Annotated in this window: 11 protein-coding genes and 1 tRNA gene; 7 read left to right on the top strand and 5 right to left on the bottom strand. The window is 68.4% G+C overall.

Annotation, left to right across the window (positions count from 1 at the left end):
* Positions 1–228 precede the first annotated feature (228 nt).
* Positions 229–1,632 carry a magnesium transporter gene (gene mgtE, locus M9979_RS05860; protein WP_254288403.1) on the bottom strand — a complete coding sequence of 468 codons (1,404 nt, stop codon included), beginning with the start codon at positions 1,630–1,632 and terminating at the stop codon, positions 229–231.
* 126 nt (positions 1,633–1,758) lie between these two features.
* Between mgtE and M9979_RS05855 the strand changes: the two genes are divergently transcribed.
* Positions 1,759–2,214 (top strand): peptidylprolyl isomerase, encoded by a 456-nt coding sequence (locus M9979_RS05855; RefSeq protein WP_254288402.1) that lies wholly within the window; start codon positions 1,759–1,761, stop codon positions 2,212–2,214.
* Positions 2,215–2,267: 53 nt separating this feature from the next.
* Here the strand turns inward: M9979_RS05855 and M9979_RS05850 are convergent, their stop codons facing one another.
* On the bottom strand, positions 2,268–3,152 hold the full coding sequence (locus tag M9979_RS05850; RefSeq protein ID WP_254288401.1) for a LysR substrate-binding domain-containing protein: 885 nt from the start codon (positions 3,150–3,152) through the stop codon (positions 2,268–2,270).
* Between the two features lie 237 nt (positions 3,153–3,389).
* Here M9979_RS05850 and M9979_RS05845 point away from each other — a divergent pair, with 237 nt between their 5' ends.
* Positions 3,390–5,681 (top strand): CDC48 family AAA ATPase, encoded by a 2,292-nt coding sequence (locus M9979_RS05845; RefSeq protein ID WP_254288400.1) that lies wholly within the window; start codon positions 3,390–3,392, stop codon positions 5,679–5,681.
* Between the two features lie 87 nt (positions 5,682–5,768).
* Positions 5,769–6,170 (top strand): (R)-mandelonitrile lyase, encoded by a 402-nt coding sequence (locus tag M9979_RS05840; RefSeq protein ID WP_254288399.1) that lies wholly within the window; start codon positions 5,769–5,771, stop codon positions 6,168–6,170.
* Positions 6,171–6,259: 89 nt separating this feature from the next.
* Here the strand turns inward: M9979_RS05840 and M9979_RS05835 are convergent.
* Positions 6,260–6,333, bottom strand: a tRNA-Gln gene (locus M9979_RS05835).
* 173 nt (positions 6,334–6,506) lie between these two features.
* On the opposite strand from M9979_RS05835, the gene M9979_RS05830 reads away from it, so the two are divergent.
* Positions 6,507–7,544 carry a Ppx/GppA phosphatase family protein gene (locus tag M9979_RS05830; protein WP_254288398.1) on the top strand — a complete coding sequence of 346 codons (1,038 nt, stop codon included), beginning with the start codon at positions 6,507–6,509 and terminating at the stop codon, positions 7,542–7,544.
* 13 nt (positions 7,545–7,557) lie between these two features.
* Complete coding sequence (locus tag M9979_RS05825) at positions 7,558–8,238, top strand: RlmE family RNA methyltransferase (RefSeq protein WP_254288397.1); 681 nt, start codon at positions 7,558–7,560, stop codon at positions 8,236–8,238.
* A gap of 364 nt (positions 8,239–8,602) precedes the next feature.
* On the opposite strand, the gene M9979_RS05820 is transcribed toward M9979_RS05825, so the two are convergent.
* Both M9979_RS05820 and M9979_RS05815 read right to left on the bottom strand, forming a co-directional pair.
* Entirely contained in the window at positions 8,603–10,384 is a 1,782-nt protein-coding gene (locus tag M9979_RS05820) for an IlvD/Edd family dehydratase (RefSeq protein WP_254288396.1), read from the bottom strand.
* Position 10,385: 1 nt separating this feature from the next.
* On the bottom strand, positions 10,386–11,522 hold the full coding sequence (locus M9979_RS05815) for an aldose epimerase family protein (protein WP_254288395.1): 1,137 nt from the start codon (positions 11,520–11,522) through the stop codon (positions 10,386–10,388).
* Positions 11,523–11,627: 105 nt separating this feature from the next.
* Between M9979_RS05815 and M9979_RS05810 the strand changes: the two genes are divergently transcribed.
* Positions 11,628–12,935 (top strand): sugar MFS transporter, encoded by a 1,308-nt coding sequence (locus M9979_RS05810; protein WP_254288394.1) that lies wholly within the window; start codon positions 11,628–11,630, stop codon positions 12,933–12,935.
* A gap of 13 nt (positions 12,936–12,948) precedes the next feature.
* Complete coding sequence (locus tag M9979_RS05805; protein ID WP_254288393.1) at positions 12,949–13,848, top strand: 2-dehydro-3-deoxygalactonokinase; 900 nt, start codon at positions 12,949–12,951, stop codon at positions 13,846–13,848.
* Positions 13,849–13,854 lie beyond the last annotated feature (6 nt).

Below are 13,854 nucleotides of genomic sequence, written 5' to 3'. Positions count from 1 at the left end.
AATGCCCGGCTTCATGAAGCCGGGCAATCGAACATCGTTCTTCAAGCGATAGCTGGCGATAGGTCGACATAGCAGCACCTGTCTCAGGTGTTGCACTTCGTTTGTGAACTCAGGGGGGTCCACGGGTCCGCAGGCGTATCGCTTCCAGTTCGATGCCGTGCGCCCCGCCGCAGAGTGGACCCCGGAACAAGTCCGGGGTGACGGAGGAGGTGGGGTGAGGCCTTCGTTTTAGCCGCTCAGGCCCCACAGCGACGCGAGGCCCAGGAACGAGAAGAAGCCCATCACGTCGGTCGCGGTCGTCACGAACACCGCGGAGGACACCGCGGGGTCGACGTTGGCCTTGTCGAGCGCGACCGGCACGATCACGCCCACCAGCCCCGCGACGAGGCTGTTGATCATCATCGCCACCGCGAAGACGATCGACAGCTGCAGATGACCGAGGATCAGGTAGCTGCCGATCGCACCGACCCCGCCCAATGCGACGCCGTTGCACAAAGCGATCTGGAATTCGCGCATCAGCATGCGCAAGGTGTTGGAGCTGGTCAGCTGGTTGGTGGCGAGCGCGCGGACGACGACGGCGAGCGTCTGCGTGCCCGCGTTGCCGCCCAAGGCCGAGACGATCGGCATCAGCGCGGCGAGCAGCGCGAAGCGCGCGATCTCGCCCTGGAAGACGCCGACGACCGAGGCGGACAGGATCGTCGCGCCCAGATTGACGACCAGCCAGGCGATGCGGGTGCGCACCGTGAAGCGGATCGGTTCGTTGATGTCGCCTTCGCCCGCGCCCGACAGGCGCAGCACGTCTTCGCCCGCCTCCTGCTGGATGATGTGGACGATGTCGTCGACGGTGATCATGCCGACGAGGCGGTTGGCCGAGTCGACCACCGCGGCGCTGATGAGCGCGTATTTCTGGAAGCGGAGCGCGACCTCCTCCTGGTCCATGTCGACCGGGATCAGCGTCTGTTCGCGCTTCATCACGTCGGCGATGGCGATGTTGCCCGGCGTGCGCAGGATCCACGACAATTGGCAGGTGCCGACCGGGTGATGGCCGGCATCGACGACGAAGATCTCCCAGAAATCGGTGGTCAGTTCCTCGTGTTGGCGCAGGAAGTCGATCGCGTCGCCGACGGTCCAGTGATCGGGCACCGCGATCAGCTCGCGCTGCATCAGGCGGCCGGCGGATTCCTCGGGGTAGGACAAGGCCTCCTCGATCGCGGCGCGATCGTCGGGGTCGAGCGCGCGCAGCACCGCGCGCTGCTCCGCCTCGTCCATGTCCTCGATGATCGCGACCGCGTCGTCGGTGTCGAGCTCGGAGGCGAGGTCGGCGACCTGCGTCGGGGTCAGCGCGTCGATCAGGTCCTCGCGGACGTAATCGTTCATCTCCGCGAAGACGTCGGCGTCGAGCAGGTCCTTCAGCGCCGTGGCGAGGCGGCCGCGATCCTCGTGCGGGGTCAGCTCGAACAGGTCGGCGATGTCGGCGGGATGCAGCGGCTCGACCAGCGCGCGCGCCGCCTCGTCGTCGCCGTCGCGCACCGCGTCGAGCACCGCGTCGACGAACTCGGGGCGGAGGCGGTCGTCCTCGTCCAGCTCGTCCTGTTCGGTGGCGGGGGCTTCGTGAAGCTCGGTCTCGCTCACTCGCTGCCTCCTTGCCCGCGTGTATCGCGGCGCGTCTATCGCGCTGCGGCACGAATGGCCACCCTCGTGCATTTGCCCTTCGCCCTGTCCGACACTAATTGCGGCGCAACCATCAAAGGATTGACCATGGCCGATACGTTCAACACGCTGACACTCACGCTCGACGACGGCGACGTCACGATCAAGCTGCGCCCCGATCTTGCGCCCAACCACGTCGCGCGCATCGGCGAGCTGGCCAACGAAGGCTTCTACGACGGCGTCGTGTTCCATCGCGTGATCCCGGGCTTCATGGCGCAGGGCGGCGATCCCACCGGCACCGGCACCAGCGGGTCGGACAAGCCGAACCTGAAGCAGGAATTCAGCAAGGAGCCGCACGTGCGCGGCGTGTGCTCGATGGCGCGGACCAGCGATCCCAATTCGGCGAACAGCCAGTTCTTCATCGTGTTCGACGACGCGCGCTTCCTCGACAACCAGTACACCGTCTGGGGCGAAGTGACCGACGGCATGGAGCTGATCGACGCGCTGCCCAAGGGCGAACCGCCGCGTTCGCCGGGGAAGATCGTCAAGGCGCGCGCCGAGTAATCGCCTGTACCACCGTCATCCCGGCGTTCGCCGGGATGACGAAAAAGGGAAGGTCACACCTCCCCCAATGTCCGGATCAGCCAGTCGTGGAACATCCGCACCGGGCGCTGCTGCAGCGCCCGGGGGCGGCAGACGAACCAGTAGCTGTACGGGCTTTCCACGACGATATCGAACAGGCGCACCAGCCGCGGGTCGCGGGCGTCCTGGAAATGGCTTTCGTGCATGAAGGCGACGCCGAGGCCCTGTGCCGCCGCCTCCAGCATCAGCGCGCCCGAATCGAAATAGTCGATCGCCAGCGGCTCGACGTCGTGCACTCCCGCCGATTCGCGCCACGCGGTGAAGGTGTCGGGCATCTCGCGGTGGATCAGCGCGGTGAGGCCGGCGAGCTGTTCGGGGCGCGTCACCGGGTCGGGGCCGTCGAGCAAGGTCTTGGCGCCGATGACATAGACCGAATTGCGGTCGAGCCGCTTGGCGTAGAGCGTCGGTTCGATCTCGCGCGACAAGGCGATCACCGCGTCGAGCCCTTCGCCCAGCCGCGCGACGCCATGGCCGGCGGTGTCGATGTCGAGGTGCAGTTCGGGATGCGCCGCGCGCAACTCGCCCAGCCGCGGGAACAGGCGCTGCGAGGCGAACAGCGGCAGGATGCCGAGCCGCAGCCGCAACACCTCGACCGTCCCGGTCATTGCCTCGACCGCGTCGGACAGGCTGTCGAGCACCGGTGCGATCTGGCCGAGCAGGCGTTCGCCGTCGGCGTTGAGCACCATCGCCTGATGCCGGCGTTCGAACAGCGGGCGGTCGATGAAGCGTTCGAGGCTCTGCACGCGGCGGCTGAGCGCGGGGGCGGAGAGCGCGAGTTCGGTGGCGGCGGCCTTGACCGATCCCAGTCGCGCGACCTGGACGAACGCCTCGATCGCGCCGAGCGGCGGCAGTCTGCGCATGACGATCCTCCTCCACCCCTATGTGTGTTAACGCATGCAACTTCTGCAATCGTATCGTATCTTTTCGCACTTGCAACATAAAGCTGCCGACGACAAAAAGGGCGTGCCTTTCAGGCATCCTCTCCTAAAACTTTCACGGGTCGGCGCTTTTGTGCCGGCCCTTTTTTTCGCGTTGGCAGGTTGGGAACCGGCTTCCTATCTCGCACGCTTCGAACGTGTTGCGAGGATGCGAGATTGATGGCCGACAGCGATACCCCCACCCGCAAGATCCAGGTCGCGAACAGCCGCCCGGAGGATTCCGGCCGCGGCCTGGCGCATTTGCCGCGCAGCCTGATGGCGGCGCTCGGCGTGGGCGAAGGCGACGTGATCGAGATCGTCGGCAAGCAATCCACGCCCGCGCGCGCGGTCGGCCCCTATAGCGAGGACGAAGGCATCGAGGTGCTGCGCATCGACGGCCTGCAACGCGCCAATGCCGGCGTCGGCGCGGGCGATTTCGTCGAGGTGCGCAAGGTGGAATCGAAGCCGGCGACGCGCGTCGTCTTCGCGCCGGCGCAGGCCAACCTGCGGCTGCAGGGCCAGCCGCAGGCGCTCAAGCGCACCTTCTTCGGGCGACCGCTCTGCCAAGGCGACGTCGTCGCGACCGCGGGGCACCAGCGCGTCGGCAACATGCCGCCGGGCATCCAGCAGTTCATGAACGCGCCCGCCTATGCGTTGCAGGAGATCCGCCTCGCGGTGGTGTCGGCAAGCCCCAAGGGCGTCGTCCATATCGACGAGAATACCGAGATCGAGCTGCGCCCCGAATATGAGGAGCCGACGCAGCGGCGTGCCGACGTCACCTATGACGACATCGGCGGCATGGCGCAGACGATCGACCAGCTGCGCGAGATGGTCGAGCTGCCGCTGCGCTACCCCGAGCTGTTCCAGCGGCTCGGCGTCGATCCGCCCAAGGGGCTGCTGCTCTATGGCCCGCCGGGGACCGGCAAGACGCGGCTTGCGCGCGCGGTCGCCAACGAGAGCGACGCGTCGTTCTTCCTCATCAACGGGCCGGAGATCATGGGGTCCGCCTATGGTGAGTCCGAAGGGCGCCTGCGCGAGATCTTCGAGGAGGCGGCCAAGTCCGCGCCGTCGATCGTCTTCATCGACGAGATCGATTCGATCGCGCCCAAGCGCGGCAACGTGCAGGGCGAAGCGGAGAAGCGCGTCGTCGCGCAATTGCTCACCCTGATGGACGGCCTCGAATCGCGTGCCAATCTCGTCGTCATCGCCGCGACCAACCGGCCCGAGGCGATCGACGAGGCGCTGCGCCGGCCGGGCCGCTTCGATCGCGAGATCGTCGTCGGCGTCCCCGACGAACGTGGGCGGCGCGAGATCCTGGGCATCCACACCCGCGGCATGCCGCTGGGCGATCGCGTCGACCTCGCCGAGCTGGCGCGCACGACCTATGGCTTCGTCGGTGCCGACCTGGCCGCGCTGACTCGCGAGGCAGCGATCGAGGCGGTGCGGCGGATCATGCCGCGGCTCAACCTCGAGGACCGCACCGTGCCGCCCGAGGTACTCGACGATCTGTCGGTGACGCGCGAGGATTTTCTGGAAGCGTTGAAGCGCGTCCAGCCGAGCGCGATGCGCGAGGTGATGGTCGAGGCGCCGCGGGTGCGCTGGGAGGATGTCGGCGGGCTCGACAAGGCGCAGGAGCGGCTGAAGGAAGGCGTCGAACTGCCGCTCAAGGACCCCGACGCGTTCCGGCGGCTCGGCATCCGGCCGGCGAAGGGCTTCCTGCTCTATGGGCCTCCCGGCACCGGCAAGACGCTGCTCGCCAAGGCGGTGGCGCGCGAGGCGGAGGCGAACTTCATCGCGACCAAGTCGTCCGACCTGCTCTCGAAATGGTATGGCGAGAGCGAGCAGCAGATCACCCGGCTGTTCCAGCGTGCGCGGCAGGTGGCGCCATGCGTGATCTTCATCGACGAGCTCGACAGCCTGGTGCCGGCGCGGGGGAGCGGTGCAGGCGAGCCGCAGGTGACCGAACGCGTGGTCAACACGATCCTCGCCGAGATGGACGGGCTGGAGGAATTGCAGTCGGTCGTCGTGATCGGTGCGACCAACCGGCCCAATCTGATCGACCCGGCGCTGCTGCGGCCGGGGCGGTTCGACGAACTGGTCTATGTCGGCGTGCCCGATACCGAGGGGCGGCGGCGGATCCTCGCGATCCAGACGCAGAAGATGCCGCTCGCCGGCGACGTCGACCTCGATGCGGTGGCGCGCGCGACCGATCGCTTCACTGGCGCCGATCTGGAGGATGTGGTGCGCCGTGCCGGTCTGGTGGCGCTGCGCCGCTCGCTGCAATCGACCGAGGTGACGATGGCCGATTTCGACGAGGCGCTGACCGAATCGCGCGCCAGCGTGACGCCGGAAATGGAAAAGGACTACGAACAGATCGCCGCGCGGCTGAAACAGGATGCCGCGGCGATCCAGCCGATCGGCTTCATCGCGCCGGGGCAGCTGCGCAGCCGTGGGGGCAAGGCCGACATCTGACGCGTGCCGGGGCGCCGGGGTGGAAACTTCCGGCGCCCGCCTGCGCTTGTCTCCCGCGGCCGCGCAGCGGCGAAACGGAGACGGGTCATGGATATCAAGCGTAGCGGCTTCGCGCCGTCGGCGAGCGGGCCGGCGGACTATTTCACCGGCACCGTGCGGATCGACGCTCCGTTCGCGGGCAGCGGGGCGCTGAGCGGGGCGACCGTGACGTTCGAACCGGGCGCGCGGACGGCCTGGCATACGCACCCGCTCGGCCAGACGCTCCTCGTCACCATGGGGCTCGGCCGGGTGCAGCGCGAGGGCGGGCCGGTCGAGGAGGTTCGCCCGGGCGACGTCATCTATTTCGCGCCGGGCGAGAAGCATTGGCACGGCGCCAGCCCCGACGTGGCGATGAGCCATATCGCGATCGCCGAGATGCAGGATGGCAAGGCGGTCGACTGGCTGGAACAGGTGTCCGACGCCGATTACGCCGCGCCCGTCACCCGATAAGGCCGCAGCATGCGCGAGGACTGGAAGGGTGGTAGGGCCATATCAGCGGCGCCGCAGCGGCCCTGCAGGCTTCCTGAAGAAGCGGTAATTGGATGCCCGACAAGGACTCGAACCTTGATTGACGGAGTCAGAGTCCGCTCTCTTACCATTAGAGGATCGGGCAACCGAGGGCGCGCATTTAGGCGGGGGGTGGGCGGCTGTCAACACGCCAAACGCCTCCGCTTGTCGCATGGCCCGGCACGCGCTACCTAGGGGGCAAGCACCGAGCGGGTATCGTCCCGTGACGGCAGAACAGAATAGAGAGTCACCACGGCGATGGGGGATCGATCCGCCCGAATGCCGTACCGGCAGGATGGTCCTGCCCGTCCGGCGCCGAGCCGGCCGCCCCGCGGCGGTCGCTGGTCCGATGCGCAGGCGTTCGCCGCGCTCGACCTTGGCACCAACAATTGCCGGCTGCTGATCGCGCGGCCGCAGGGCGACGGCTTCGCGGTCGTCGACGCCTTTTCGCGCATCGTCCGGCTGGGCGAGGGGCTCGCCGCGACCGGGCAGCTGAGCGATGCCGCGATCGACCGCACGATCGCCGCGCTGCGCGTATGCGCCGACAAGTTGAAGCGCCGCAACGTGACGCTGGCGCGCTCGGTCGCGACCGAGGCGTGCCGCCGCGCGGGCAACGGCCCGGCGTTCATCGCGCGGGCGTATGAAGAGACCGGCATCCATCTCGACATCATCTCCGCCGAGGAAGAGGCGCGGCTGGCGGTGCTCGGTTGCCATGCGCTGATCGAGCCGGGGGACGACCCCGCGCTGATCTTCGACATCGGCGGCGGCTCGACCGAGCTGGTGCTGATCGACACGACGCGGGGCGCGATGCCGCGGGTGCTCGACTGGCATTCGGCGCCATGGGGCGTCGTCTCGCTGACCGAACATGCCGGTGGCGGCGATGGCGAAACCGGGGGCGAGGCGGCCCGGCTGGCGGCGTATGAGCGGATGCGGGGTATCGTCGCGGAGAGCTTCGCCGGGTTCGCCGCGCGGCTGCCGCGGGGCGTGGTGCGGCCGCGGCTGCTTGGCACCAGCGGGACGGTGACGACGCTGGGCAGCGTGCATCTGGGCCTCAGCCATTACGATCGCGCGCAGGTCGACGGGCTGATCGTGCCGGCGGATGCGATGCGGCGGATCAGCGCCGATCTGTCGCGCAAGTCGGTGCGCGAGCGGGCGCAGCTGGCGTGTATCGGCTCGGAGCGCGCCGATCTGGTCGTCGCGGGCTGCGCGATCCTCGAGACGATCCTCGACCTGTGGCCCGCCGAGCGGCTCGGCATCGCCGATCGCGGTATCCGCGAGGGCATATTGCGGCGTCTGATGGGGAGTCCCAGACCTTGAACAGGAAGCGCCCATGAGCCGGGACGGTGGCGGCCTGCGCACGCGGGTGAAGACGGCACGCGGGCGCACCGCGCAATCGACGCGCTGGCTCGAACGCCAGCTCAACGATCCGTACGTCAAGCGCGCCAAGGCGGAGGGCTATCGCAGCCGCGCCGCGTACAAGCTGATCGAGCTCGACGAGCGGTTCGGCATCATCAGGGGGTCGAAGCGCGTCGTCGATCTCGGCATCGCGCCGGGCGGGTGGAGCCAGGTGATCCGGCGGCAGGCGCCGAAGGCCGCGGTGGTCGGCATCGACCTGCTCCCCGTCGATCCGATCGACGGCGTGACGATCTTCGAGATGGACTTCATGGACGATGCCGCGCCCGATCGCTTGATCGAGGCGCTGGGCGGCGCCCCCGACCTCGTCCTGTCGGACATGGCGGCGAACACCGTCGGCCATCCGCAGACCGACGCGCTGCGCACGATGGCGCTGGTCGAGACCGCACTCGCCTTCGCGGTCGACGTGCTCGAAAAGGGCGGGACCTTCGTCGCCAAGGTCTTCGCCGGCGGCGCCGATTCGCAGCTGGTGGCGGAGATGAAGCGCAATTTCGCGACGGTGAAGCACGCCAAGCCCCCGTCGAGCCGCAAGGGATCGGTGGAATGGTTCGTGGTGGCGCAGGGGTTCAAGGGCAGGTCAGCGGATCAGCAGGGCTGATCCGCGTCGCGGACCTGCCCCGGCCAGCGTCGCGGCCACGCGACGACTGACGACGCGGCTTCGCCGCGGCGGACCACTCCATACCGAAAGGCCGTCCCACACGTCCCCTCCCCGGCGAAGTCGAAGCCTCTGCGCGCCCCCCGTGCTCCCGCGCAGGCGGGAGCCCAGGAGTCCCGCACGCCGTATGCCGTTGTTTTGCTTGGCCCTGGGCTCCCGCCTGCGCGGGAGCACGGGAAAGGGACGAGGTTTCGCAACGGCCGGGGTCTTGCGGGGCAACCGTCTGCAATGACTTACGAAGGTCTGCCCAACTGGACCCCGGCCTTCGCCGGGGTGGGGAAGGGGGGAAATGTGCCCCCCCGACCCATCAATGGTTGTCGCGCGGCAGTCCCATCGTCTGGGCGATGCGCTGGTATTTCTCCGCACCCTCGAGAATCGCGCCGGTGTTCATCTGGCCGACGACGGCGCGCTGGATCTCCTGCCACGGCGTCTGCGATTTCGGATAGGCATAGCCGCCCGCGGCGATCAACGCTGCGCGACGCTCGGCCAGCTCCGCGTCCGGGATCAGCACGTTGGCCGTCCCGGTGTTGAGATCGACACGCACCCGGTCGCCGGTCCTGAGCAGCGCGAGGCCGCCCATCGCCGCTGCTTCGGGTGAAGCGTTGAGGATCGACGGCGACCCGCTCGTCCCGGACTGGCGGCCGTCGCCGATGCACGGCAGCGCGCTGACGCCCTCGGTGATGAGATACGCCGGCGGGCGCATGTTGACGACCTCCGCCGCGCCCGGATACCCGATCGGGCCGGCGCCGCGCATGAACAGCAGCGTCTCGGGCGTGATCCCGGTGGCGGGATCGTCGATGCGGTGGTGGTAATCCTCCGGGCCGTCGAACACGACCGCGGGCCCTTCGAAGGCGTTGAGGTCGTCGGGGTTGGACAGATAGCGCGTGCGGAACTCGGGCGAGATCACGCTGGTCTTCATCACCGCCGCGTCGAACAGATTGCCCGACAGCACGATGAAGCCCGCATCCTCGACCAGCGGCCGGTCGAACGGGCGGATGACCTTCTCGTCCTCGATGGCGCGCCCACGGCAATTGTCGCCCATCGTCTTGCCGTTGACGGTCAGTGCGTCCTCGTGGATCAGGCCCTGCTCGATCAGCTGGCCCACCACCGCGGGGACACCGCCGGCGCGGTAATAATCCTCGCCCAGATACTCGCCCGCCGGCTGCAGATTGACGAGCAGCGGCACCTTGTGCCCCTCCGTCTCCCAATCCTTCAGCGGCAGGTCGACGCCGATGTGCCGCGCGATCGCCGACAGATGGATCGGCGCGTTGGTCGATCCGCCGATCGCCGAATTGACGCGGATCGCGTTGTGGAAGGCGTCCCTGGTCAGGATGTCGGAGGGCTTGAGATCCTCGCGCACCATCTCGACGATGCGCTTGCCGGTCAGGTACGACACCTCCTGCCGGTCGCGATACGGCGCGGGGATCGCCGCCGAGCCGGGCAGGCTCATGCCGAGCGCCTCGCACAGCGAGTTCATCGTCGTCGCGGTGCCCATCGTGTTGCAATAGCCGGTCGACGGCGCCGACGAGGCGACGAGGCGGATGAATTCGGCATCGTCGATCTCGCCCGCGGCGAGCATCTGCCGCGCCTTCCACACGATCGTCCCCGATCCGGTGCGCTCGCCCTTGTGCCAGCCGTTGAGCATCGGCCCGACCGACAGCGCGATCGCCGGGATATTGACCGTCGCCGCCGCCATCAGGCACGCGGGCGTCGTCTTGTCGCAGCCGATCGTCAGCACGACGCCATCGAGCGGATAGCCGTACAGCGTCTCGACCAGCCCCAGATACGCGAGGTTGCGGTCGAGCCCCGCGGTCGGCCGCTTGCCCGTTTCCTGGATCGGATGGACGGGGAATTCGAGCACGATCCCGCCCATCTCGCGCACGCCCTCGCGCACGCGCTCGGCGAGGACGAGATGGTGGCGGTTGCAGGGCGACAGGTCGCTGCCGGTCTGCGCGATGCCGATGATCGGCTTGCCCGACTGCAGTTCCTCGAGGCTGAGGCCGAAGTTGAGGTAGCGCTCCAGATAGAGCGCGGTCATGTCGATATTGGCCGGGTTGTCGAACCAGGCACGGCTGCGCAATTGCGTCATCTTATTTGGCCACCGAAAGCTTGTAGATCATGACGTGACGATACGGCTTGCCGGGATTGACCCGGGCCGAGACGAAGGCGGGCTTGTTGGGCGAATCGGGAAATTTCTGCGGCTCCAGCGCGACGCCGTCGCCCATGCGATAGACGTGGCGCGATTTGCCGATGTAGGTGCCGTCGAGGAAGTTGCCGGTGTAGAGCTGCACGCCCGGTTCGGTCGTCGAGACCTCGAGCACGCGGCCCGAGGCGGGGTCCTCCAGCCGTGCGGCGAGCTGCGGCGTCGCGGTCAGTCCCTTGTCGAGCACGAAATTATGGTCGTAGCCATGGCCCATCACGATCTGCGGATCGCGGCCGTCGCGCACGCCGTCGGCGAGGGTGCGGCCATTGCGGAAATCGAACACGGTGCCCTGCACGGGGCGCAGCGCGCCGGTCGGGATCAGATTGGCATCGACCGGGGTGATCGCGCGCGCAGGGATCGTCAGCCGGTGGCCGAGCGCGCCCATCGGCGATCCTTCGCCGGCGAGGTTGAAGATCGCATGGTTGGTCATGTTGACCACCGTCGATTTGTCGGTGCTGGCGGCGAAGGTGATCGTCAGCGCGCCGTCGTCGGCCATCGTATACGTCGCGGTGACGTCGAGCTTGCCGGGATAGCCCTGATCGCCGTCGGCGCTGGTCAGTGCCAGCACGACCGTGCCATCCTTGACCGAGACGATCCGCCACGGCTGCTTGTCGAACCCGGACTTGCCGCCGTGCAGCGAATTGACCTTGTCGTTGAGCGGCAGCGCATACGCCTTGCCGTCGAGCGAGAAGCTGCCGCCGCCGATGCGATTGGCGTAGCGGCCCACCGTGGCGCCGAAATAATTGGGATGCGCGACGTAGTCGGCGGCATCGTCATAGCCCAGCAGCACGTCGGCCTGGCGGCCGTCGCGATCGGGACCTTTCAGCGACTGCAGCGTCGCGCCATAGGTCAGGATGCGCGCCGATACGCCGTTCTTCGCGGTCAGCGTCACCGCCTCGATCCCCGTGCCGTCGGCCAGTCTCCCCGCCGCCTCGCGCTGCGCGGTCGCGGCCTGCGCGACCTGCGCGCCGGCGATCGTCAGCAGGCCGGCACAAGCCAGTCGCACACAAGTTCGAATCCGCATTGCGCCCCTCCCGATGCGATCCCGGCATTGACCCGGCGTATGCGCGCTATATAGTCTGACAAATAAAGTGGACGCAAGGCGGCCGTAGGGGTGGAGAGGACGGAAATGGCAGGACCGGTCGGCGTGAACAGCACCGTGACCGCGGGAAGCGGCGGTGGTGGGGGCTCGTACGGCAAGGCGCTGAGCCTGCTCGCGAGCCTGTTCTTCATGTGGGGCTTCATCACCGTCATCAACGGCGTGCTGCTGCCGCACCTGCGCAGCGTGTTCGAGCTCGACTACACGCAGACGACGCTGATCGAATCGGTCTGGTTCATCGCCTATTTCTTCGCCTCGATCCCCTCGGCCAAGCTGATCGAGCGCGTCGGCTACCAGCGCGCGATCGTCATCGGCCTGCTCGTCATGGCCGCCGGCGCGCTGGGCATGACGCTCGCCGCCAGCCTGCCCTCCTATGGCGTGACGCTCGTCATGCTGTTCGTCATCGCCAGCGGCATCACGCTGCTGCAGGTCGCGGCCAATCCGTACGTCACCGTCATCGGCCCGCCCGAGACGGGATCGTCGCGGCTCAATCTGGTGCAGGCGTTCAACTCGCTCGGCACGACGCTGGCGCCGCTGTTCGCCGGCTACCTGATCCTCGGTCGCAGCCGCAGCGGCACCGCGGAGGCGGGCGCGACGCTGACCCAGGCACAGCGCTATGCCGACGCGCAGTCGGTGATCCTGCCCTATGTCCTCGTCGCGATCGTGCTCGTCGTGCTCGCGGTGGTGATCGCACGCTTCCCGCTGCCCGCTCTGGGTGCCGCGACGCAGCGCGCCGCCAAGGCCGACCGCCACCGGCATTCGCTGTGGAAGCACCGCAACCTGACGCTCGGCATCCCGACGATGATCGCCTATCTGCTGGCGGAGATCGGCGTCGCCAACCTGTTCGTCAATTTCGTGTCGCAGCCGCAGATCGCCGCGATCACGCACGAACAGGCGTCGCGCTACCTCGCGCTGCTGTGGGGCGGGATGATGGTCGGCCGCTTCGCCGGCAGCCTTATCATGCAGAAGATCGCGCCGGAACGCGTGCTCAGCGTCTTCGCCTTCGGTGCGCTCGTCGTCGTCGCCATCGCCACCTTCACCACCGGGCCGATGGCGATGTGGGCGCTGATCGCGGTCGGGCTGTTCCATTCGATCATGTTCCCGACGATCTTCACGCTGGCGATCCGCGGCCTCGGCCCGCTGACCGAAGAGGGGTCGGGCCTGATGATCATGGCGATCGCCGGCGGTGCGCTCGTCGTGGTGCAGGGCTGGCTCGCCGATCGTTACGGCCTGCAGAATTCGTTCTTCCTGACCATGGCGTGCGAGGTCGTCGTCCTCGCCTATGCGCTGTGGGGATCGAAGCCGACCGCCGACCTCGGCGACCAGACCGTCGGCTGAGGGCTGACCGACCGTGAGCAGGGCAACCCCGATTCGCGACGGTGCGATCATCGCCGTCGACTGGGGCACGACCAACCGGCGCGCCTATCGGATCGAAGCGGACGGCCGCGTCGGCGACGCGATCCGCGACGATCGCGGCGTGCTGGCGATGGCGGCGGACGATTACCCGCCGGCGCTCGCCGCGTTGCGCGCGCGGCTCGGCGACCTGCCGGTGATCGCGTCCGGGATGATCGGATCGACCCGCGGCTGGCATGAGGCACCCTATGTGGCCGCGCCCGCCGACCTCGCCGCGCTCGCCGCCGCGGCGTTGCGCATCGACGATGCCGGGCTGACCATCGTTCCCGGCGTCTCGCTGCTCACCGCCACCCGCGCCGACGTGATGCGCGGCGAGGAGCTGCAGGTGCTCGGCGCGATCGCCGCCGGCCTGGCGCCGGCGGACGCGCTGTTCTGCCAGCCCGGCACGCACAACAAATGGATCGCCACCGCGGACGAGCGGATCATCGACGTCACCACGGTGATGACCGGCGAGCTGTTCGCGCTGCTCAGGAACCACGGCATCCTCGCCGGCATGCTCGACGGCGTGGTCGCCGATGGCCCCGCGTTCCGCGACGGCATCGCGCGCGGCGCCGGCACCTGCGACCTCGGCTCCGCCCTGTTCGAGGTGCGCGCCGGCGTGCTGCTCGGCCGCCGCACGCCCGACGATGCCGCGGCCTATGCCAGCGGCGTGCTGATCGGTTCCGACGTCGGCGCGCGCGCCGTCCGCGGCCAGACCGTCCACCTGCTCGCCGAGGGCGCGCTCGCCGACCTGTACGAGGTCGCGATCGAGATGCTCGGCGGCCTCACCGTTCCGGTCGATGCGACCGCCGCGTTCCTCGGCGGCGTGCATCACCTTCGTTCCCACCTTTCGGAGTAAGCGCGC

Source organism: Sphingomonas liriopis (assembly GCF_024211255.1).
Lineage (GTDB): Bacteria > Pseudomonadota > Alphaproteobacteria > Sphingomonadales > Sphingomonadaceae > Sphingomonas > Sphingomonas liriopis.
This window is presented reverse-complemented; position numbering and strand designations above follow the sequence as displayed.

Bases quoted from the DNA above. Each gene is read 5' to 3' on its own strand.
- M9979_RS05855 (WP_254288402.1), top strand. From the start codon at position 1,759: ATGGCCGATACGTTCAACACGCTGACACTCACGCTCGACGACGGCGAC.
- M9979_RS05850 (WP_254288401.1), bottom strand. From the start codon at position 3,152: ATGCGCAGACTGCCGCCGCTCGGCGCGATCGAGGCGTTCGTCCAGGTC.
- M9979_RS05845 (WP_254288400.1), top strand. From the start codon at position 3,390: ATGGCCGACAGCGATACCCCCACCCGCAAGATCCAGGTCGCGAACAGC.
- M9979_RS05840 (WP_254288399.1), top strand. From the start codon at position 5,769: ATGGATATCAAGCGTAGCGGCTTCGCGCCGTCGGCGAGCGGGCCGGCG.
- M9979_RS05830 (WP_254288398.1), top strand. From the start codon at position 6,507: ATGCCGTACCGGCAGGATGGTCCTGCCCGTCCGGCGCCGAGCCGGCCG.
- M9979_RS05825 (WP_254288397.1), top strand. From the start codon at position 7,558: ATGAGCCGGGACGGTGGCGGCCTGCGCACGCGGGTGAAGACGGCACGC.
- M9979_RS05820 (WP_254288396.1), bottom strand. From the start codon at position 10,384: ATGACGCAATTGCGCAGCCGTGCCTGGTTCGACAACCCGGCCAATATC.
- M9979_RS05815 (WP_254288395.1), bottom strand. From the start codon at position 11,522: ATGCGGATTCGAACTTGTGTGCGACTGGCTTGTGCCGGCCTGCTGACG.
- M9979_RS05810 (WP_254288394.1), top strand. From the start codon at position 11,628: ATGGCAGGACCGGTCGGCGTGAACAGCACCGTGACCGCGGGAAGCGGC.